Genomic DNA, 20,881 nt, shown 5'->3' on the forward strand with positions numbered 1-20,881 from the left:
GGAGATTGCTATCGGGAAAAACGAGAAACGAGTACTCTGGAAGCGAACGTATTAGCACTCGCGCCTCGCGAGTGCTAATACAATGGGAGAAGTATTTACGGAAGACGGTTTCTCCTAATATCGCAGATATTCCGAAAACCGGCTCCCGCTGAATCGTATCGTGTATACATAAAGAGGAGGCACGCATGACGCAGTCAAGACGTATGTTGGTGCTGCGTGCCGTCGTCGAGGACTATATTCGCTCGCAGGAGCCAGTCGGTTCGACCACCTTGACCAAAGATCATGATCTGGGCGTCAGCTCGGCCACCGTCCGTAATGATATGGCCGCCTTGGAAGATGAGGGATATCTTATTCAACCCCATACGTCGGCAGGGCGCATACCAACGGAAAAAGGGTACCGATACTTCGTGGACCGCTTGGCCACAGTGGTGCCGATGTCTGAAGCGCAACGCCGTGGCATCAACAGTTTTCTGTCGGGATCCGTCAATCTGCAGGACACCTTGCAGCGCGCAGCCCGCCTTCTGGCACAGATCACCGGTCAGGTCGCGGTTGTGGCGGCCCCGTCGTTGGCGAAATCGACATTACGGCATATCGAAATCGTTCCCGTATCAATCAACACCCTGTTGGCCGTCGTCATCACTGACACCGGCCGAGTGGCGCAACATATACTCAACGTTTCCGAGTTGCCGGACACCACAGTGCTGTCGCATCTGGTCAACGAAATCAACGCGCAGTGTGCCAGCGTTTCTTTGACACGAACCGCGGACTGTGTCAGGCAGATGTCATCCCGCAAGGAATACCGCCCCATCAGTAAACTGGCGGAAACGCTTGCTCAAGCTTTCGATGGCATGGCCGACGACGAGCGCGCGAGCGAACTCTATATGGCAGGAACCTCACGACTCGCGCACCAGCGTGCCGTGGCCGATCTTGCACCATTGTTCGATGCGCTGGAAGAGCAAGTCGTGCTCATGAAACTCATGAGCGCGTTGAGCGAAACCACGCAATCCGATGGAGTCGGAGTGGCCATCGGCTCCGAAACGCACACGCCCGGTCTGCTGCATGCATCCGTGGTGACCAGCGGGTACGGTCGAACCTCGGCAACCGCTGACGACGTAACAAAAGGCGAAACTGCGGAGGAGCAGGGGAGAGAGACAAGCAATCACACCACTGCAGCGCAGGATTCCACCGAGCCCATCGCCTTCGTCGGATCCATAGGACCGACGCATATGGACTATGCGGCGACCATGGCAGCAGTGCGTGCCGTTGCCAGATATCTGACCGCATTCGTGGCTCACGACGAAAACCAAAACAACAGCTGACCCCGCCTTATGGCACAATGACACGCGAAAAGCAATAGGGAGAAAGAACAACCGTGACGGACTATTACGAAGTGCTGGGCGTAGACCGCTCCGCAAGCGACGACGAGATCAAAAAAGCTTATCGAAAGATGAGCCGCAAATATCATCCCGATATCGCAGGTCCGGAATTCGAAGACAAATTCAAGGAAGTCAATAACGCCTACGAAGTGTTGTCCGATCCACAGAAGCGTCAGATGTTCGACGCCGGCGTGGACCCGAACGATCCGAACGCCGGCGGCATGCATGGCGGATTCAGCGGCGGATTCGGCGACATGGGTGACATTTTCAACATGTTCACCGGAGGTGCTTTCGGCGGTGGCAACGGCGGTCCGACCCCTCGTACACAGCCGGGACGCGATGCACTGGCCACAGTGACCATCGACTTGAAGACTGCGGTGTTCGGCGACACCGCACATGTTGAAATCAAAACGTTCGGTCTGTGCCAGGAATGCGCCGGCACCGGCTGCCAGAAAGGTACCCAGCCGGCACAGTGCCCCGACTGCCATGGTCAGGGCTACGCACAGCGCGTGGTGCGCACCATGCTTGGCCAGATGATGACCACCGCTCCATGCGAGCGTTGCGAGGGACATGGTACCGTTATCGAAAATCCGTGTCCGTCCTGCCTTGGTCATGGTCGTGTGCGTATCACCCGTAATGTCGGCGTGTCCGTGCCTGCCGGCGTGGCGAACAATACCCGTCTGCGTCTCGCTAATCAGGGCGAGGTGGGTGAAAACGGCGGTGTTGCCGGCGACCTGTATGTCGACATCCGCATCGCTCAGGATGACACCTTCACTCGTGACGATGATGATTTGCACTGCTGGATCCAAGTGCCGATGAGCTGGGCCGTACTGGGGCATGATCTGGAAATCGACACGTTCGATGGCAAGCAGTCTGTGAGAGTGCCTGCAGGAAGCCAGCCTGACGACACTGTGACCTTGAAGAATCTGGGCGTCACGCATCTTAACAACAAGAGCGAGCGTGGCGATCTGGTGGCGCATATCGCAGTGAAGATTCCGACAAAGCTCACTGACGACGAGCGTGCCTTGATGGAACGGTTTGCCGAAAAGCATGACACAGATGCCCAACATGTTGCGGTAAGCGCACGCCCGACTTCCGGAACGAAGAAGGGCTTCTTCTCCAAGCTGAAGGATGCACTGCGCTGAATTTCCCTATCCTCATGTCGTACATCCGATGAGAAAACGTTAGATCGCATATCAAATAGCCGGTTGCTTCAAAAACGAAGCAACCGGCTATTTTGTCAATGTTTCTGCTGTAGCAAGCGGATTGCCTCACGCCTACAACAGCCAATCATTAGGCATATCTATGTGTTTATTTGAGCAATGACCGGCACATAGCGCGATACTGGTTCACATAGCCACCGCCGAAGAACACGCAGTGGCCTGCGATGGGGTAGAGCTGCCACAATGTGGTGCGCTCCTGCCATCCTGCTTTCAGCGGATGTACGGACTGGTATCCGTCGAGAATGTCCCGCAAGTACGACATGCCGAATAGGTCAAGCATGGCGAGATCCTCTTCACGATGCCCGCCGTGCGCGGCTGGGTCGATCAGCACCGCTTCCACGGATCCGGAATCGGCCGACCACATGACATTGCCGCTCCACAGATCGCCGTGCACTCGTGCTGGCTTGTCATTGGCCGCCTTGCCCAGTATTTCAGGCAACGCTTCAATGACGGCCTCAGTCAGTTCCATATCGTAATCAGTGAGTTCACGGCGCTTCATACCAAGCTGTACCATCGGACGGAGCCTGCCTTCGGCCAAATATGTCGCCACATCATCCCATTCGCCTGCGTCCATGGGAACGGGATCCTGCAAGGGGCCGAAATAACAAGTTCCCGTATATCCGGCTGGGGCAGATCCAAAGTAATCGGCTCCGGCATCATGCATACGTGCGAGAGCAGCGCCGAAATCATGCGCGGCCTGCAAAGTCGGACCACAGGCGTTCACTCGTTCAATGTTGAGATAATCCTTGCCCCAGTCGTACACGTCTACCACACGTGGCCCGCCTTTGGATTGCGCTTCGCCAAGCCACTGCAGGCCACGGCCCTCGCATTCGAAGAAACCTTCAGGACTGAATGCCCTGCTCTTGCGATATTTGCTCATGCTGCCCGACCTTTCCTTGCATGATCCGCCACATTTGCGAGACCTTATGGAATCGTTAGTGAAGCTCCGATGGGTTTTGGCACCATTGTGTGCATGGTTTGAGACAACTCAAGGATCCATAGCGAAAAATTAGACCCCTCTCGCTAGTCTTGGATGCGGAAAAGCAGACGAAACCATTGATACATATAAAAGAGGGTTCATGAATTTCTTCCAAGCGATTTTCCTTGGTCTGGTGCAGGCATTGACCGAGTACCTGCCAGTTTCTTCCAGCGCGCATATTCGCATTATCGGCGATTTGATGCTGGGATCCGATCCGGGCGCCGCGTTCACCGCAATCATCCAGATCGGCACCGAGCTTGCCGTGATTTTGTATTTCCGACATGACATCATCCGCATTCTTGGAGCATGGTTCGGCTCCCTGTTCGGCAAAGAAGGCAAGGATTTCAAAAGCCGTATGGGAGCGCACAATCCAGACACGCAGATGGGCTGGTTCATCATCCTCGGCACGATGCCGATTCTGATTGCCGGCCTGCTGTTCAAGCATGCGATCGAAGGGTCACTGCGTAATCTGTGGATCACCGTCACCGTACTTGCATTGTTCGGCGTGCTGCTGTGGGTGGTCGACGCCCGTTCCAAGCAGGTCAAGACCATGAAGGAAATGACCTGGAAGGATGCGCTGATCTTCGGCATCGGCCAGATGCTCGCATTGATTCCCGGCGTTTCCCGTTCTGGGGGCACCATCACCTTTGGACGCGCCATGGGATACACCCGTGAGGCAGCCGTTCGAGTGAGCTTCCTCATGGCCATTCCTGCCGTGTTCGGCGCAGGCATTCTGGAAGCCGTATCGGCCGTCAAGGACGTTGCCGCGGGGGATGCCGGTATGTTCCCCGGCTGGGGTCCTACCATTGCCGCAGCCATCGTGGCATTTGTGGTCGGCTACGTGGTGATCATCGGCTTCCTGAAGTTTGTTTCCACCTTCTCGTACAAGGCATTCGCCATCTACCGCATCGGCTTGGCGATCGTCGTGGCATTGCTGCTGATTACCGGCGTGCTTTCGCCGCTGGAAGCCGCAGCTGCAGCGTGAATCTAATTCGATAATCGAATAACAAAAAAGTCGGGCCGATCATCCTGCGATGGTCGGCCCGACTTATATATTCACTGCTTATCGCCAATCACAACTTAATTGCCACGCAAGAACGATTCAGCCTCACGAATCAGCTCTTCGCAAGCGGGCATGCCATTCGACGCGATACGTTGCGCTTGAGCGTTCAAATCGTAGTCGCGTTCCAGACAGGCAAGATAATCGCCGGCATGCGTCTGCTCGACAATCTCGTCGGCAGCCTTGCGCCATTCGGCGGCTTTTCTGTTCAAATCACCTTCAGTCAGCGGATGCTCAAGTAAAAGAGACAATGCGCGAACCAATTCCAGCGTGCCCTGCAAGCACTCGGTATTCGCACAGTAATGGGGTACGGACACCCACATGGATGTGGTATGAAATCCTGCGTCCGCCGCAAATGCGTCAAGAATGTTGGGGATGCCCACAGGGCCGTTATATTCCTTGTCGGGTTCGCTTTCGCAGTCATTTCTGGAAATGTCAAGCGGCAAAGGCCTGGTGTGGGGGCAATCGTCGAACATGGATCCAAGCGTGACGATACCGCTCACATCGTAGTCTTCTGCGATGCGCAACGTCTGCCTGCAGTATTCCTCCCAACGATAATTTGGCTCGGGGGCGATCTGAGCGAGAAAATGCAGCGAGGGGGAGACTGCAATGTCATAGAACGTGGTCTGTGGCCAGATGATTCGTTTACGACCTTGTACCGAGCAAATCATCGGACGGGCTACCTGATAGTCGTAGAAACCCTCATTGTCGATATGATGCACCTCCTGTGAATCATATCGCGACACAAGATGCCGTATGACGTTCGTCGCAGCCTGGCAGGCGTCATTCCACCCCTCAAACGCGGAGATCATTATTGTCTCGCGTTTTTTCGTCTCCTCACACATGCTTTAAATGTATAACGAAATCATATTTCCGCAAACACGCTTCCGCCATCGGTGAATGTGACGAGCAGGGCATCCCGATCTAGACAACAGCATCTCAAAATACCCGAATGTCAAGAAAGCTCAAAACCTTTTTCGGTAGATAAAAGCCCTTTGAAAACAGCAAAACACGAACACGACACGCGGACTTGCAAATTTTGAGAATGCGGATATAGTAGATACTCGTGCTCAGGCAGTAGTACTGCGGAGAACATGCGGACATAGCTTAGTTGGTAAAGCGCAACCTTGCCAAGGTTGAGACCGCGGGTTCGAGTCCCGTTGTCCGCTCTAAGGTTCCGATTGATTATCGACCTTTAGGGTGGGTTAGCCAAGCGGTTAGGCAGCGGCCTGCAAAGCCGTATAGACGAGTTCGACTCTCGTACCCACCTCTTGTTGTGCTTGACGTGTGCGAGTGCGACGCATGACCCGGGCGGTTGGCGCAGAGGTAGCGCACTTCCCTGACACGGAAGGGGTCACAAGTTCGAATCTTGTATCGCCCACTGGAACGTGAGTTCCTATATAACCCATCATCGGGTGATTGGCGCAGCGGCTAGCGCACTTCCTTCACACGGAAGGGGTCATAGGTTCGATTCCTATATCACCCACCATCGGGCGGCACGTCGTGCCGCCTTTTTTGTTGGTTTCGTTGGGTTTCCGCCGTTTCGTGCGGCATGTCGGAAACGGGTGGCGCGTGGTGTTGGGTTTGGGCGCCATAGCGATTCATGGCGCCTATACTTCCAGGCAACGCAACATCAATCAAAAAGTCGAGCAGGATCTCAGAGGTAAGCTGGGACTGCCGGCCACAGGCGAAATCTATTACGTGCAGGATCGTCCGTTGTATCAGGAGTACGAGAATCTCGTTCTGACCACCTACGACAAATGGTTCGGATACCATCCATGATGGAACGATTTTCGACAAGGCCAACGTTCCTGCAACAGAGGAGGGCGGTGATTATGTTCACCAGTATATGGTGATTTTGACTGACTACAAAGAATCGGTTGATATTGGATGGTATCAAATGTCTTCCAGCACCGATGAACCTGATGATCTCGTTCAGGCAGGCATCGACGAATTCCAGAATTATGAGAACCAGTTCCTGAAGGATGAGGATCTTGTACGGCCTATTTTGATGCTGTTGTAAGGCATGAGTTGTCTCACAGGGAAATCTGGGCGCGCTGCGGAACCGCGGGTCCGCCTGTCGCGGGCAACTTGATTGGAGCTGCAACCAACTCCTATGCAGTGAAATACATGGGTGCGGATAAATCCCAGATCGAGTCCACGCAGGGAGAAGACTATAAGATGACGCAGCAGAGCGACGCGGTGGCCGAGGCCATTCACTCCGGCGATGCTCCTAATTCAAGAAGAGCCGTCTGCAACAAGGCATTGCGGGAAATGATCGACGAGCAGCGCTGAAATCAATCCCCGCGAATATAACTTCGAATACAGTTTTAAGTCCGGAATACACACTATCCGGGCTTTTTCCGTGTTCTTTCAAGGTGTACGGCTACAATGGCAGCTTGTGAGTGACGAAGCATTGAATCTCAATCAGCCGGTCAAAGACATGGGGCCGAACGAGTTGAAGGCTTATGCCAGGCTCGGCAAACAGCAGCATGACGAGGCGAATCGTGAGCTGGAACGCCGTTGGCGCAGCTATGATGACATGTTGCCAAACGACCAGTTCGTGTCAATTATCGACAAGACTGAGGGATAAGACCCACTTTACGGTGTATGATTCGTGACCATGCCGGTCTCAATACCGGCTATTTGCAAGGGTAATGACTAGAATGGCGACTATGACTGATCCGATTCCAAGCGCAGGTGAAACGACCATCATTGGCCTTCCTGCAATAACCGTACCGGTGACTTCCACCGGAGACCGTCCTCTGACGAAAGAGGACCTTGAAACCATCATGCGTCTTGCCGATGGCACGGCATTGCTGATCTCGACTAGGGGAGCGGTGTCGGGGTCGCGGTATCTTCTTGACGAGGATGAGATTACCGTCGGCCGTGATCCAAGAGCGGACATTCTTTTGGATGATTCCACGGTTTCCCGCGCCCATGCGGTGTTCCGCAGGTCTGACGGCAGGTATTCCGTTATTGATGCGGGCAGCTTGAACGGCACCTATGTGAACCGCCAGCGTGTTGATCAGCAGGAGCTCAAGAATGGCGATGAGATTATTCTTGGCAAGTTCCGTCTGGTTTATTTCGACAATAAAGCCGTCATTGCCGGTTGATCCACGTTATGCGGGATAGACTGTGTACAACAGCTTCGCGCCCATGAGCTTCGCACGAATGCTCATGGGCGTTATTGTAGATGTCGTAGGAGAGCGTGATGAACGAAGCAGAGCCAACAACGCGGTTGCGTCTGCATGTGTCGACTGCGGTGCAGGGGGAGTTATTCCCCGCGACCGGCACTCAGCCGGTGACGCGCGGCTACAAGGGTACGGTGGCTTCAAAAGTAGCAGGCATCACTTATCGTCAACTTGACTATTGGGCTCGCAGACAAATCGTGGAACCTTCCATCACGCCGTCGCATGGATCCGGTTCGCGCAGGCTGTACTCGTTCAAGGACGTGGTGATCCTTGCTGTGTCGAAAAGACTGCTTGACGCGGGCATCAATCTGCAAAATGTGACGACTGCCATCAGTTTTCTGACGCAGCGTACCGCGGAACAACTTGAGAATATCACGATTATGTGCGACGGTCAGCAAGTGCACGAATGTACGGATAGTGAGCAAATGGTGGCGTTGTTGCAAAGCGGTCGGGCGGTATTCGGCGTATCGGTGGGATCTTTATGGAAGCAGATCAGAGAGACTCTTGCCCACGAGGAATACGTCGATCTGACCACCATGCCTTCCATGATGGGTGGAAACCGACCTGTTGACGATATCACTGCAATGCGCATGAGAAAGAACTTCGAGGCGCAACATCAGACACGCGCCGCCGCGTCACTGTAACATACCAGAATGCATGCCGTATGGTTGATGCGGACTAAGACGGATGTACGAGTCGTTGATATGAGATAGATATGTACAGACAGACATACAACAGGGGAGCAATACATGTTTGATATTCTGCCGGCATTGCTGTGGATTGTCGCAGCGGTCATATCGTTGAACATTTGTTCGATTACTGCAATTCGAGGAAATATCTTCTCAAAAACCAAGAGTGACGTATATCCGGTACGCTGGTCAATTGTCGGATTGCATTTCACATCGCTGATCATCGGAGCTCTGCCGTATCCGATATATACGATGTTCAAACCCAGCTTTTCCTTGAAATTTCAGCATTTCTACGAACAGGTTGGTTGGCCGTCGGCAGCACTGATGGTTATGCTCATCGCCACGGAACTGGTGTTTATGTATCTGCAGGCCCGAAACGGCATGAAAAGCGAAATGGAAAGAAAACTCAGCCAAGCCATTAAGGACTAGCCAAAAGACATCCATCGAAGCGAAAACGCAGCCGTGTGGAAAAACGTCCAGCGAAGCGAGGACGCACCATCCATCATGCCGGTGGGTTATGTCGAGCAAAGTCCCGAAAGGGACGTGCTGGCATAACCCACCGATGTTATGTACAGAAAAGAGCGTCAGTCGAAAACTGCTGTAGCTTTTCTGACATAACATACATTATCGGACAAAAGTGGGAGCAGGTGCAGGGGGTATTTGAGATGTACGCGATCTCTCAAAACCCCAGGTATGCAAATGTCATCGCTGGCATGCATACCCAGGGGTTTCTTTGTCTTTATGCACAAGATGATCCGCTCGTGCATCAGCCGTTATCTATCAGGCGAAATAGTCTTCGATGGTTTGCGCAAGCTCACTAACCGAATCGATCACCTTATACGCGCCATGTTCTTTCAGCTCGCCAGGCTCGGCATAACCCCAGCCGCATCCCAAGCAATCCAGACCGCACGCTTTGGCTCCGTCAGCATCGGTCCAACGGTCACCGACCATGAGCGCCTTATCGCCAGCGGCTTCGTCAAACCCAATGTGGTCGAACGCCCATTGAATAACCTGATCTTTGTCGAGACGCGAATTATCTTCGCTGGCACCGTAAATGCCGTTGACCATGGTGTCCAAATGGAAATGCTCGCAAATCGGAATGCACTGATACTGCGGCTTGCAGCTTGCGATCGCCAAGTAGTATCCGTCAGCACGCAGTTTGGCCAACTGTTCTGGGATACCGTCATAAATGGTATTGTTCAAACGGCCCGGAACCTTTTGACCCGGATTATTCGGATCATCGAACACCGCTTCCTGCGCATAATACCTGCGGTAGATGGCAATGCCCTCATCGAGTAAGTCGTCCGGAATATTATTGCGCTGCAACGACTCGACAATTGCAGGACCAATGAATCGCTGCAACTCCTCATCATCAGGCACTGGATACCCCAGTTCCTCAAATACCTTCACCACACAACCAATGATGCCCGGATCAGACTTGGTCAATGTGCCGTCAAGGTCAAGCAGAACGACTTTCTTGGGTTGCTTGGTCTTCTCGGACATGAGATTAATGCACTCCTTGTTAAATGCTCGATGCAATGTGAACTGTTCAGATAACAATTATGCCCGGTCTTACTGACCGGGCATGCAGTTCAAGTGTCGTTCAACTACTGGTTACTCGTAGTCTGGAAACCAGCCGTCGCGATGCATCTGCAGACGCTTTTCAAGCAACGTCTTCAGCTCGTCTTCAGTACGGCGTTCCAATAGCATGTCCCAGTGTGTACGGGTCGGCTTGGAAATCTCGTCGGCCTCACGATCCTCGTCGCCTTCACGATGCGCGGTCATGCCGCACCGGCACTCCCATTCCTCCGGAACCTCCGCGCCTTCAGCGAACGGCAGAATCGTGCGGTGTCCCTTTGGGCACACATATGCGACGTCGTTTCGCGCCGCGAAATCCACATTGTCATCAGATTCCAACGACTTTGCGCCGATGCTCATGCCTCGCAGGCTGCGTTCTGCCATATTGCCTTTGCCTCCTTGGATTGTCTGCTCTGTCTAAGCTACAGAATAGTTCGGACGTGTCTTTTATTCCTTATTCGTCTGCTTGATGTTCGATTTTAGTCGACGCCGGAGTATGCGACGATGCCACGATTGATGCGATCGTACGCCTGTTTTGCGACTGGCGCCAACGTTTCGGCACGATCCGCAAGATACGGTCCAGCCACGGCTATCTGCTGAAGCACGTCGGCAAGCCGTTTGCCGTTACGCACGAAATCGCCGCCCGTCAGATCGGTGCCGTACAGCACCTGCGACAGGCTTTCACCTTGCGCCCAATCGTAGACGATATCGGTGATGCCAAAATCGAGTTGGCGAGGCTCCTCAAGCATGTGATCCTCACATAACATGGCAATCGACGCATGGACGCCCTTAAGCTGCGCTGCGCACACGGCGACGTTCCCTTGAATGCCTCCAGGGTAACGACGCGGCTCTCCCCCGCCTCCCCTGCGGGCTTCGAACACCAACGATGCGACGACGCTGGCCAATTCACAGGCGTTCAACCCGTCAAATGCGCCATCGTCAATCGCCTGCGCCAATACTAGATCAAGCTCGCTGTACAAATGCCGCAACAGCTGGCCACGTTCCGTGAGCTGATAATCACCATGGCCCGCGGATTCCCGTACCGGCTGAAGATAGCCGAGATTGGAAAGCACAGCGCAAATATGATCAAACTGACGTGCCACGGAACCGGTTCGCGAATCGTAACGATGCTGTACCCGTTCCAACTCGCGCATCTCACGAGCCCAACGATGTCCCCATTTCAAGTGCTTCTGCACATCAGGGCATTTACGGCATGGATGGTCGCGGTCTTCTTCTCTGAGTTTCTTGATGCGTTTGTCAAGATCCATAAACGCCTGGCTGCGTTCCTTCTGCGTACGGAACACCTCATGCTTGAGTTTGCGACGTTCGTTCTTCTCCAAATCACTCAAACGCATCCGCAAACGCATGAATTTTTTGAAATCGCCGAATTCACACTGGAAAGCCTGCTCGTATCCTTCCAGAGCCTTGCATAAGGTTTCCATCTGTGCTTCAAGCTGCCATGCCGACTCGTTGGCTTCCCATTGCGCAAAGGAGTGGTCAAGCGTAACGCGAGCTGTTTCATAGTCGCTGGAATTCAATAGATTGACAGCCATATTGAAGGTCGGTCTGAAGCTTGAGTGAAGCGGATACACTCGTTTGCTGGACAAGGCGGCCGCAGTGGCGGGAACAAAACCATGGTGGTCCACCACAACGGCATGTCCGATGGTGTCGATGCCACGTCGTCCCGCACGACCGGTCAACTGGGTAAACTCGCCGGGAGTCAACCCAACATGCCCGGTGCCGTCGAATTTCTCAAGCTTTTCAACCACCACACACCGTGCGGGCATGTTAATGCCCAAAGCCAGCGTTTCCGTGGCGAAGACCATTTTAACCAAGCCTTCTTCAAACAAGCGTTCGACAATCTGGCGGAACAATGCGACCATTCCCGCATGATGCGGAGCGAACCCTTCTTCCAGGGCGAAACGAAATTGCGAGAAATGCAGCGCTTTCAAGTCTTCTTGGCTCAACTGGCCTTCGACCATCTCATCGACGATCCGTCTGATTTGTTGCACTTCGTCGCTGGTGGTGAGTTCCAAGCCTGCGTTGATGCATTGGTCAACCGCTTGATCGCAACCGTTTCTTGAAAAAATGAAGTAGATTCCCGGCAGCATGTCAAGAAAATTCAACTCGTCCACAACCGCCCAGCGTCGAGGCGTATGGCGTTCGACCTTATGCGGGCGATCGTCCCATCGTCCACCTTTACCTTTGGCCCTACGCTTATCAGGACGTCGCTCGCCCTTGCGCCGTTCCGCCTGACGATCAAGCTGATCAAGTCTGTTTATCAGCTGCGCATTGAGTTTGACCGTCTGTTCGCCATTGGCGTCACGCCGATATAGGTCGATGAGTTCTGGTTCGGTATGGTCATCTGCCTGTACGAGCACGTGCTGCTCCAACGGTACCGGACGCTGTTCCGACATGACCAACGTGGTTTTGCCACGAACAGATTCGATCCATTCGGAAAAATCCTCGACATTGGAAACCGTCGCGGAAAGACCTATGATGTTCACGTTTTTCGGCAAGTGGATAATGACTTCTTCCCAGACCGGCCCTCGGAAACGGTCAGCAAGATAGTGCACTTCGTCAAGGATCACATAACGAAGCGCTTCAAGCGTCACGGAATGCTCATACAGCATATTGCGCAACACTTCCGTGGTCATGACCACAATATCCGCCTCAGAGTTGATGGACGTGTCTCCGGTCAGCAATCCGACCTTATCCGTTCCATACTGGTCGACCAGATCATGGTATTTCTGGTTGCTCAGCGCTTTGATCGGCGTGGTATAAAAGGCTTTGACATTCCGCGTCTGCGCCAGATAGATGGCGAAATCGGCTGCGACAGTCTTGCCTGCTCCCGTAGGGGCTGCCACGAGCACATTATCGCCAGCCTCCAACGCATCGTTGGCTTGCATCTGGAATTCGTCAAGCTCGAATGGCATGGATCTTGCGAATTCGGCCGCAACCGTGCGCTGCTTGGCCTGCGTTTGTTTGAATGCGGCATACCGTTGCGCGGGAGACAACTCCACGGTCTCATTGATTTTCGACGGGTCAATACCGTTATTACGGCGACGATGATGGGTCATGATTCCTTAATATGGTTGGGTCAATCGTTACAATGACGCCATTGTGCCCACTGTTGAGCATGACGGCTTCGCTTCGCTTCATGCCTCTCAATGACTCCGGCATGGGCATCCGCATAACGATCTGCAGCATCCTTTAAAGGTCTGGTAAAGAAAGGCGCTTCATTCTCGTTGTTTTGGGGCAATGGTTTGCCCATCGCCTCGATTCGTTTTGCCGTCCGTTCACCCAGCTTCGCCACGTCCTTGAATGCTCGATAGCCGTGTAAACATGCGTAGACGACTCCGGAAACAACCATTGCAAGCATGAACAGAGCGAGCAACAGCCAAATCCACCAAGGCATAGTCTCTCCCCCGTCAGCCTTCATTCTCACGATCGCCAATGCTCAGCTCATGCTGGGCACGGGCGACAATCATGGTACGCAACGTTTCGGGAGCTACGGCAGTGATATGCCGTGCGTGGGAAATACAGAATGCGACATACCAAGAATCGGACGAGACGATCAGATGCACCTTCTCGCCCTCTCCGCACTTTTCGACTGTTGCTCCCGACAGCCCGTCAATAAATGACAGATCATCCTGATTGGTGACGAACACAGCTGGAGTTCCATTATCGAAGCTCCATTTGCGCAATTCGGATGCGGGAACGTCGGGAATGTCGATTTTCGCGGTGGGTTCAACCAGTTCGGCCTTTTCAATGCGGGAAATGCGAAGCACCTGCCAGATGCGAGGCTTTCCTGTGGCCTTGTTGATCGTGGTGTCTTTCTTCACGTACTTAGCTTTGTCAGCCGGTGCAGCGGCAGCGACGTCAGTCCATACGGCAACGTAGAAGACTCCCTCATCGACGAAGATCTTATCTGGCGCGACAAGCTTACGCTGGGTCCTTCCGGCGCCATCCGTATATTCCATGTCAAGCAGCAAGCTCTTGGAGATCGCGCTCTTCACAATGGAGAAATTACGCGGCTCCATCTCATAACCGGTCAGACTCAGCCAAGGCATGTCCCCCGGCTCAACATGTTGACGAAGACGGCTGTACAACGATTCAGCCTGTTCACGCAACTTGTCCGGCAGCAACGACGAATGCGCAAGATAGCTCACCGATGCGGTAAGCATGCTCAAATACTGCTGGGAGATACCTGCCAAGCGTTCCAGCCCAAGCGAATTCGTGGCGGAAACAATGCCTTCAGCGTCAAGCAACGACCAGTCGATGTCAAAGAACTGGCTTCCTGCCATCTCACCATCGTCGGAAACCGTAGTTAGCGTGTTGATGTCTTTATGAATGACATTGACGAACTTCTTCAGCTCGTCATCGGACTTCGGTTTGCCAATGAAACGTTCCGCAAGTTCCTCAAGCGAATATTCTTCGCCGAGGTGCGCCGAAAGGAACAGCATCAGACGCAGACGACGGTCGACTTCACTACCCGTCTGGAATGCGGAATTCTTCTTCGGACGCCCCTTGCACTCCTCTGCATCGTCGTCAGCGCTGTTGCGGTTGATTTCCATGGCTGTGACAGTGGAGCTATCGCCTCCTGTGGATTCGTCGGCAGGCACGAACTGCGTGGCGGCATTCAAACGGCGGTTGAACGCGTCGACAGCCTCCTGAGGACTGACGATGGAAGCACCCGGATGAGAAAGCACGAACATGGCCAGATCATCGGAATCGGTGTAGGCGACGTTCAAATGCTCGCCGTCAACATCTACAGTCGCCGCGAAACGACGCTGGTCAACGACCTTGACCAATTCGTCGGGAATGGATTGCGTTCCCAGACCCGGAGCGATGGAATCAAGACCAAGCCCTGGAGTCGGAGTCTGAGGGACGCGAGGCGCGGTACGGGACGTATGCTGCGTCTCATGTGCGGGAGCTGAGGAAATCGACATGGAACGGGCCAGATAGTTGGCCGCGGCAAGAATCGGCAAATCCTCGTCGCCGAACAGCAGACGAACGCGAGGCTCATCTCCAAGCTGCAGACGATAGGATGCGAAATCCTGGCCTTCCGACTTAGATGAATACTCAGGCTGCCTCGATTCGATGGCGATGCCCATGGCCGCAAGCTTGGCACGGTCACGCTGGAATTGCTTGGCAAAAGCCGCCTTCGCCGCCTGATCAGCCAGCTCCCCATAGGAATCGGCATACGCCTTCACACGCTGGGCAATCTGACGGGAAGTGAGCCATTGCGGGAAAGCTGAGGAAAGCACAGCCAATACATCAAGTTCGTGCTTGCCCCATTTGTCGGAGAAACGACGCCTTCCGTTACTGCCCTCTGCCATTAGTCCTCACGTCTCGTTAACGTTTCATCTTAAGTGCCTAGCCGGTTCAGGCTCTGCACACACCTCTCTATGATAGAGGGTTTTCGTTCAGATTGTGTCTATTTTACGAAAAAATACAGTTTTTCGTGTTGAGGCTACCCCTCGAATCAGACCCAATCATCAGGCTCAACACCTTGCGGGCCAACGTATTCGCCATTCGGAACATAACTCGGCTCACTTGTGTCGGTCAGCCGCGCGTCACCGAACAGTATCACGTCCCTGCCGAAGGTCCAGTCACCATCGATGTCGACGGAATTGGCCGCGGCAAGCGACGGAACGCCATAAGGGAATCTCGTATCGAAATCATGGATGTTCTTGTAATACCGCGCATCCAAGTGAACATCCGGGAAGACGTAATTGCCATCTTCCATCTCGTACTGGTCCGTCAGATGGAATCGATCGGATCGCATGATAAACAAATCGTCGGTGGTTTTCACCGGCAGGAAACGCATACGGTCAACGCATACGCAGGTAGCCCCGTCGAACAACGTCACCGCCGCTCCCATGGCTGTTTCCAGCTGGATGACCGGCTCGCTCGTCGGATCGGTCGGATCGACGGTCTTGTTATTGCGAATCACCGGAAGAGGAAGCACGCCACCATATGCGGACAGCTTGGCCTTCAGAGCGTCGATACGCACCCAGATGCTGTTCGTGTTAAAATACGGATGCTTTTCGATGTTCTGCGCATCATCCTTATCGTCCGGATGCACCTGGCTCATCTCACGCAACATCAAGCGGCCGGTCGCCTTGTCCCGCACGATATGCCCGCCCTTGCGATCAGCTGGAGTACGTTTTGCGACCTCGATCATGAATGGCGCACCGGTATTTTCGAAGTGCTGCGCCAGCGTGCGCGAAGGACGTGCGCCGAGATTGTCGGAATTCGAGATGAACAGGTATTTGAAGCCCTTCTCCTCGAGGACGTCCAATAGGCCGGATTCCCAAATGGTGGAGAACAGGTCGCCATGGCCTGGCGGGCACCATTCAAGTTCCGGATTTGCCGGGAAGCTGACAGGAAGACCGGTTTCCGCACCGATTTTCGGTTCCTGATGCTGCACGATTTCCAGAGGAATGTCCTCTTGATGGAACTTTTTGTTGGCACGCAGCACCTTCATGGTGTCATTCGACGTGCGGAAGGAGTTCATCAACGTCAATGGCAGTTCCACACCCAGACGAGTGCGTGCAGTCAGCACCTGACCGATGATGATGTCGATGAAGCGCATCTGACGTGCCTTATGGCGACGCACTGGCAGCAAGGACTTGGCGCAATCCAAGCCCATGGACGTGCCGAGGCCACCATTAAGTTTGAGGAACGCGGTTTTGGCAAAAGCATCGACGGCTTTGTCATGGTTGATGGTCTCGTAGACATCATGGAAGCTAGGCACTCCCACCAGAGGCTCAACATCATCCTCACGGATCCATGTGCTTGCTTCCTCACTGCGCCAAACCTCGTACAGTCGTTTGAATTGCGCAATGGCCATATCGGTCATCCCGTTGTCCCGCATCTTTGCGGCGGAATGTTCAAATGCGTCCTCAGTCAATGTCTTTCCCTTTCGTGCGGGCGTCCTGTTCTCATCGTACCTAGGCAATACTACGACAAAATTCCCATGACGGGGGCTTTTGGTGGCAAAAAGGGAAAATTCTTGACGAAAATGACATCCCAAGAACTCTTTTATCATGTTTCGCGAATCGTGCGACACGATGAATTTGAAAAATAGAGCAGGTTGTGCTATGTTTCGTACTCGGTGCTTTTTGCATCGTTCGGACCATAGCGCAGTTTGGTAGCGCACTTGACTGGGGGTCAAGGGGTCGCGGGTTCAAATCCCGCTGGTCCGACCAGAAAAACCCGAATTCATGCGATTTCGGGTTTTCTTTTTAGGATGTCAGTCTTACGCATGCAGGTAAGGGGTGATTGTCTTGAAGTCGATGGACGCCCAGCCACAGTTTGACGACGTTGACGGCTTTGCCCACGTGTTTGACTCATCCGAGCTTGAGGATGAGTGGAAGATACGTCTGTCCCGGGAACTTGGCGTAGCGGCCAGGGAGCGGGCGAAGCATGATGGCATCACCCTTACCGAACTGACGCGCAAGGCGCTTGAATGCGACGATCTGAATGAGACCACGGACACCGTCCGCCCTGGACGAAGACCGAAGAACACCGACGGTCGAGAACAGCTCGGAGACGAATGGAAAATCAAACTCCCCTATGCCATCGGCAAGATGGCACGGGAGCGCGCGTCCGAGGAAGGCATATCCTTGAGTTCGCTCGCGCGGCGTGCGATCAGCGGATATCTACGTCAACGGGATACTGAGGAACAGCCGCTGTTTTAAGCATGTGACAATGAGTCACGCATGATTGGCGTGCACTGATCTAGCAAATATGGATGGTGGCCGCACACCCAAGGAATGGTGTGCGGCCACCATCCATAGAAACTTACTTGCGTTTCTTCTTCTCTCGAATATTCACCGAAATCTGAATCGGGGAACCTTCAAAACCGAATTCCTCGCGCAGGCAACGTTCGATGTATCGGCGGTAACCATGCTCAAGGAAGCCGGTAGCGAAAATCACGAAACGCGGTGGACGCGTCGAAGCCTGCGTCGCGAACAAGATACGCGGCTGCTTGCCTCCACGCAGTGGATGCGGATGGGCGGCTTGGATTTTACCCAAGAACGCATTGAGCTTACCGGTCGGAATACGCTTGTCCCATGATTCCAGCGCTCCACGCATGGCTCTGGCCAGACGGTTCGTATGCCATCCGGTTTTAGCCGACAGATTCACGCGCTGAGCCCACGTTACACGGTCGAATTCTGTCTTCCACAAGCGTTCCATTCGCTGACGGTCGAAATCATCCATCAAATCCCACTTGTTGAACACCAAAACGATGCATCGACCGGCGTCCACTGCTTGGCTCATCACCTTCAAATCCTGATCGGAAATCGGTTGGGAAGCATCAAACAGCACCAGCGCAAGTTCCGAACGCTCAATCGCGGCCTGGGTACGCAAGGATGAGAAATATTCGGCACCAGACAGCTTATGCAGGCGACGCTTGATGCCTGCAGTGTCGATGAACAGCCAATCCTCCCCATCAACCGTCACCACTTCATCGACTGGATCGCGAGTGGTACCTGCCAAATCATTGACCACAGTACGTTCCTCGTGAGCCAGCTGATTCAGCAAAGACGACTTGCCGACGTTCGGTCGACCGACCAACGCCACACGGCGCAAATGGGACGGAGTAAGGAAACCGGATGTTTTCTCAGCCTTCTTCAACGAATCCAAGGCAGCGTCAAGCAGTTCGCCAATACCGCGACCGTGCATGGCGGAAATGCCATACGGCTCCCCCAAGCCCATCTTCCAGAATTCAGCGGTCAAATATTCGCTCTCACGATCATCAACCTTGTTCACCGCCAGCGTGACCGGCTTGCCGGAGGCGCGCAGCATCTTGACAATGCGCTCGTCGGTGTTGGTAAGACCAACCTGGCCATCCACCACAAGCACCACAGCGTCTGCAAGCTGAACGGCGATCTGCGCCTGGGATGCGATGGCGGATTCGATACCTTCGACGTCGGCTTCCCAGCCACCGGTATCAACCAGCTTGAAATCGGTGCCGGCCCATTCGGCATCGTAGCTCACACGGTCTCGAGTCACGCCGGGAGTGTCTTCCACCACAGCAGCGCGACGGCCGAGAATACGGTTCACCAGCGTGGACTTGCCGACATTAGGGCGCCCAACGACGGCAAGCACGCCAACCGGCTTCGGGCCGGACCGGCGTTCGCCGCCAACGAACGACGATCCATCGATCAGTCCTTCATCGCCCTCATCCAACTCATAATCGTCAAGATTGGAAGCGTACTGGCGATACTGCTGCTCTTCGATGGCATCGTCGACAATGCGCACAAGCACATCAAGCGTTTCGCCGAAATTCAAATCGGAATTATCGACGGTCAGCACGCCTTCCGCGGCAGATGTGAAATTCGTGACCTTGGAATCAGCTGCATCTCGCGCCGCAACATTTTCTGATCCGACACCATCAGTTGACTGACCGGAACGACGAGCCTGTCGCACCTCTTCACGGGCGGTGAGCAACACACGCACTTCAGCATCCGGCGCAACAACCGTAGTGATGTCACGGCCTTCGGCGACCACTCCGGCACCCTCAGAAAAAGAGTCAGACGCAGCTTCGCGTGCGATGTACGCGCGTTGAGCGGCAATCAGCACGTGACGGACGGGAATGATGTTCGACACCTTGGACACATGGGATGACACTTCGGAGGAACGAATAACGTCGCTGATGTCTTCGCCGTCGGCATATACCTTCGAATCGTCTGGATCGACGCTGATGTCGAAATGACCTTCGGTAAAGAACTCTCCCACGGTTTCGGTGACCAGTTGTTCATCGATCGTCTCCGCGTCAAGGTCAATGCCCTTGTTCATGCACCACCATGCGCAGGCACGATACATGGCACCGGTATCGAGGTAAGCGAAACCGTAATATTTGGCCAACGCCTTGGATGTGGAAGACTTGCCGACACCCGCAGGTCCATCAATCGCTACACGAATCACAGGCCCACCGCCTTGGACAGGGAACGCACCTCGGTCTGCGAAAGCACACGGTACGATCCGGATTTCAGATCGCCAAGCTTAATCGGGCCGATCTGGGTGCGTACCAGACGCTTGACCGGGAATCCGATCGAACCGAAAATGCGACGGACGATACGGTTCTTGCCGGAATGCAGCACAACCTTGACCAGCGTGCTGTCGCGGCTGGCATCAAGAATCGCGCAACGGTCGAGCTTGATCCAACCATCGTCGAGCTGCACGCCTGTAGTGACCAGTCGGCGGCACACCTGACCGCTGATGCGACCTTCCAACGTGGCGATGTAGGTCTTCTCAACCTCGTACTTGGGGTGCATGACGTGCTGGCTGAGCTCGCCATCGTTCGTCATGAGAATCAGGCCTTCGGAATCATAATCCAGACGGCCCATGTGGAAAATACGGTCATACTTGTCGCCGACGATATCGCTCAGGGTGTAGCGTCCCTTCGGATCCTCCATGGCGCTCAGCACACGCTTCGGCTTGTTCAAAGCGAGCGTGACATGATTGGGATTCACGCGAACACGGGAGCCGTCCACACGGACTTCCTGATGTTTCGGATCGACGCGAGTGCCCAATTCGGTAACAAGCTCGCCGTCGATTTCGACACGTCCTTCAGTAATGATCTCTTCACATTTGCGACGGGATCCGAATCCTGCCTGAGCAAGAAGCTTCTGCAGACGGATACCTTCATTATCGTGTGTGTGCGCCTTCGCGGCGCGGGAATATGCGTTTGGCATCGTTCTCCCAACGTGGCCGGATAATACTTATAGGGACTGCTGGTACTATGGCAGTCGTTTGGCGATTTCC

The 20,881-nt window shown here is 54.1% G+C and carries 21 protein-coding genes and 5 tRNA genes; 16 read left to right on the forward strand and 10 right to left on the reverse strand.

The window, feature by feature from the left end; genetic code table 11:
• Positions 1-185: 185 nt before the first annotated feature.
• Both hrcA and dnaJ read left to right on the forward strand, forming a co-directional pair.
• On the forward strand, positions 186-1,319 hold the full coding sequence (gene hrcA / locus KSY55_RS03980) for a heat-inducible transcriptional repressor HrcA (RefSeq protein WP_217749509.1): 1,134 nt from the start codon (positions 186-188) through the stop codon (positions 1,317-1,319).
• 53 nt (positions 1,320-1,372) lie between these two features.
• Positions 1,373-2,521 carry a molecular chaperone DnaJ gene (gene dnaJ / locus KSY55_RS03985; RefSeq protein WP_217749508.1) on the forward strand — a complete coding sequence of 383 codons (1,149 nt, stop codon included), beginning with the start codon at positions 1,373-1,375 and terminating at the stop codon, positions 2,519-2,521.
• Between the two features lie 166 nt (positions 2,522-2,687).
• Here dnaJ and KSY55_RS03990 read toward each other — a convergent pair whose 3' ends face one another.
• Positions 2,688-3,479 carry a fructosamine kinase family protein gene (locus KSY55_RS03990; RefSeq protein ID WP_004222119.1) on the reverse strand — a complete coding sequence of 264 codons (792 nt, stop codon included), beginning with the start codon at positions 3,477-3,479 and terminating at the stop codon, positions 2,688-2,690.
• A 199-nt stretch (positions 3,480-3,678) separates the two neighbouring features.
• Here KSY55_RS03990 and uppP point away from each other — a divergent pair, with 199 nt between their 5' ends.
• Positions 3,679-4,563 carry an undecaprenyl-diphosphatase UppP gene (gene uppP / locus KSY55_RS03995; RefSeq protein ID WP_004222120.1) on the forward strand — a complete coding sequence of 295 codons (885 nt, stop codon included), beginning with the start codon at positions 3,679-3,681 and terminating at the stop codon, positions 4,561-4,563.
• Positions 4,564-4,658: 95 nt separating this feature from the next.
• On the opposite strand, the gene KSY55_RS04000 is transcribed toward uppP, so the two are convergent.
• Positions 4,659-5,483, reverse strand: coding sequence for a PAC2 family protein (locus KSY55_RS04000; RefSeq protein WP_117501763.1), 825 nt, complete (start codon positions 5,481-5,483; stop codon positions 4,659-4,661).
• Between the two features lie 251 nt (positions 5,484-5,734).
• On the opposite strand from KSY55_RS04000, the gene KSY55_RS04005 reads away from it, so the two are divergent.
• From KSY55_RS04005 to KSY55_RS04055, 11 genes are all read left to right on the forward strand, one after another.
• A tRNA-Gly gene (locus KSY55_RS04005) sits at positions 5,735-5,807 on the forward strand.
• 30 nt (positions 5,808-5,837) lie between these two features.
• Positions 5,838-5,908: transfer RNA gene (locus KSY55_RS04010), tRNA-Cys, on the forward strand.
• A gap of 39 nt (positions 5,909-5,947) precedes the next feature.
• A tRNA-Val gene (locus KSY55_RS04015) sits at positions 5,948-6,019 on the forward strand.
• A 32-nt stretch (positions 6,020-6,051) separates the two neighbouring features.
• A tRNA-Val gene (locus tag KSY55_RS04020) sits at positions 6,052-6,127 on the forward strand.
• Between the two features lie 14 nt (positions 6,128-6,141).
• Positions 6,142-6,420, forward strand: coding sequence for a hypothetical protein (locus tag KSY55_RS04025; protein ID WP_118270106.1), 279 nt, complete (start codon positions 6,142-6,144; stop codon positions 6,418-6,420).
• A gap of 76 nt (positions 6,421-6,496) precedes the next feature.
• Entirely contained in the window at positions 6,497-6,661 is a 165-nt protein-coding gene (locus KSY55_RS04030; protein ID WP_155114913.1) for a hypothetical protein, read from the forward strand.
• 107 nt (positions 6,662-6,768) lie between these two features.
• On the forward strand, positions 6,769-6,933 hold the full coding sequence (locus tag KSY55_RS04035; RefSeq protein WP_004222131.1) for a hypothetical protein: 165 nt from the start codon (positions 6,769-6,771) through the stop codon (positions 6,931-6,933).
• Between the two features lie 106 nt (positions 6,934-7,039).
• Positions 7,040-7,231, forward strand: coding sequence for a hypothetical protein (locus KSY55_RS04040; protein WP_033524028.1), 192 nt, complete (start codon positions 7,040-7,042; stop codon positions 7,229-7,231).
• A gap of 82 nt (positions 7,232-7,313) precedes the next feature.
• Positions 7,314-7,754 (forward strand): FHA domain-containing protein, encoded by a 441-nt coding sequence (locus KSY55_RS04045; protein ID WP_033524029.1) that lies wholly within the window; start codon positions 7,314-7,316, stop codon positions 7,752-7,754.
• Between the two features lie 98 nt (positions 7,755-7,852).
• On the forward strand, positions 7,853-8,476 hold the full coding sequence (locus KSY55_RS04050; protein ID WP_004222140.1) for a MerR family transcriptional regulator: 624 nt from the start codon (positions 7,853-7,855) through the stop codon (positions 8,474-8,476).
• Between the two features lie 105 nt (positions 8,477-8,581).
• A complete protein-coding gene (locus KSY55_RS04055) occupies positions 8,582-8,950 on the forward strand; it encodes a hypothetical protein (RefSeq protein ID WP_004222143.1) in 369 nt (122 codons plus the stop codon).
• Positions 8,951-9,301: 351 nt separating this feature from the next.
• Here the strand turns inward: KSY55_RS04055 and KSY55_RS04060 are convergent, their stop codons facing one another.
• The 6 genes from KSY55_RS04060 to KSY55_RS04085 form a co-directional block, all read right to left on the reverse strand.
• Positions 9,302-10,024: an HAD hydrolase-like protein gene (locus KSY55_RS04060; protein ID WP_004222146.1), complete on the reverse strand. Its 723-nt coding sequence runs from the start codon at positions 10,022-10,024 to the stop codon at positions 9,302-9,304.
• Between the two features lie 111 nt (positions 10,025-10,135).
• The gene (locus KSY55_RS04065) at positions 10,136-10,483 is read right to left on the reverse strand and encodes an RNA polymerase-binding protein RbpA (protein ID WP_004222148.1); all 348 of its coding nucleotides are present in this window, start codon (positions 10,481-10,483) and stop codon (positions 10,136-10,138) included.
• Positions 10,484-10,578: 95 nt separating this feature from the next.
• Positions 10,579-13,179 (reverse strand): RNA helicase, encoded by a 2,601-nt coding sequence (locus KSY55_RS04070; protein WP_004222150.1) that lies wholly within the window; start codon positions 13,177-13,179, stop codon positions 10,579-10,581.
• A gap of 20 nt (positions 13,180-13,199) precedes the next feature.
• Positions 13,200-13,517 carry a hypothetical protein gene (locus KSY55_RS04075; RefSeq protein ID WP_022244805.1) on the reverse strand — a complete coding sequence of 106 codons (318 nt, stop codon included), beginning with the start codon at positions 13,515-13,517 and terminating at the stop codon, positions 13,200-13,202.
• A 13-nt stretch (positions 13,518-13,530) separates the two neighbouring features.
• Positions 13,531-15,441, reverse strand: coding sequence for a YafY family protein (locus KSY55_RS04080; protein WP_004222154.1), 1,911 nt, complete (start codon positions 15,439-15,441; stop codon positions 13,531-13,533).
• Positions 15,442-15,587: 146 nt separating this feature from the next.
• A complete protein-coding gene (locus KSY55_RS04085) occupies positions 15,588-16,982 on the reverse strand; it encodes a UTP--glucose-1-phosphate uridylyltransferase (RefSeq protein ID WP_182281510.1) in 1,395 nt (464 codons plus the stop codon).
• Positions 16,983-17,239: 257 nt separating this feature from the next.
• Between KSY55_RS04085 and KSY55_RS04090 the strand changes: the two genes are divergently transcribed.
• Positions 17,240-17,316, forward strand: a tRNA-Pro gene (locus KSY55_RS04090).
• A gap of 87 nt (positions 17,317-17,403) precedes the next feature.
• Positions 17,404-17,808 (forward strand): hypothetical protein, encoded by a 405-nt coding sequence (locus tag KSY55_RS04095; RefSeq protein WP_004222161.1) that lies wholly within the window; start codon positions 17,404-17,406, stop codon positions 17,806-17,808.
• A gap of 103 nt (positions 17,809-17,911) precedes the next feature.
• Here KSY55_RS04095 and der read toward each other — a convergent pair whose 3' ends face one another.
• Both der and KSY55_RS04105 read right to left on the reverse strand, forming a co-directional pair.
• Positions 17,912-20,041: a bifunctional cytidylate kinase/GTPase Der gene (gene der, locus KSY55_RS04100; RefSeq protein WP_004222162.1), complete on the reverse strand. Its 2,130-nt coding sequence runs from the start codon at positions 20,039-20,041 to the stop codon at positions 17,912-17,914.
• Complete coding sequence (locus tag KSY55_RS04105; RefSeq protein ID WP_004222165.1) at positions 20,038-20,811, reverse strand: pseudouridine synthase; 774 nt, start codon at positions 20,809-20,811, stop codon at positions 20,038-20,040. The genes der and KSY55_RS04105 overlap by 4 nt, the downstream gene beginning before the upstream one ends.
• Positions 20,812-20,881 lie beyond the last annotated feature (70 nt).

It is taken from the genome of Bifidobacterium sp. MSK.13.1 (assembly GCF_019131435.1).
In the GTDB taxonomy this organism is placed as follows: Bacteria; Actinomycetota; Actinomycetes; order Actinomycetales; family Bifidobacteriaceae; genus Bifidobacterium; species Bifidobacterium pseudocatenulatum.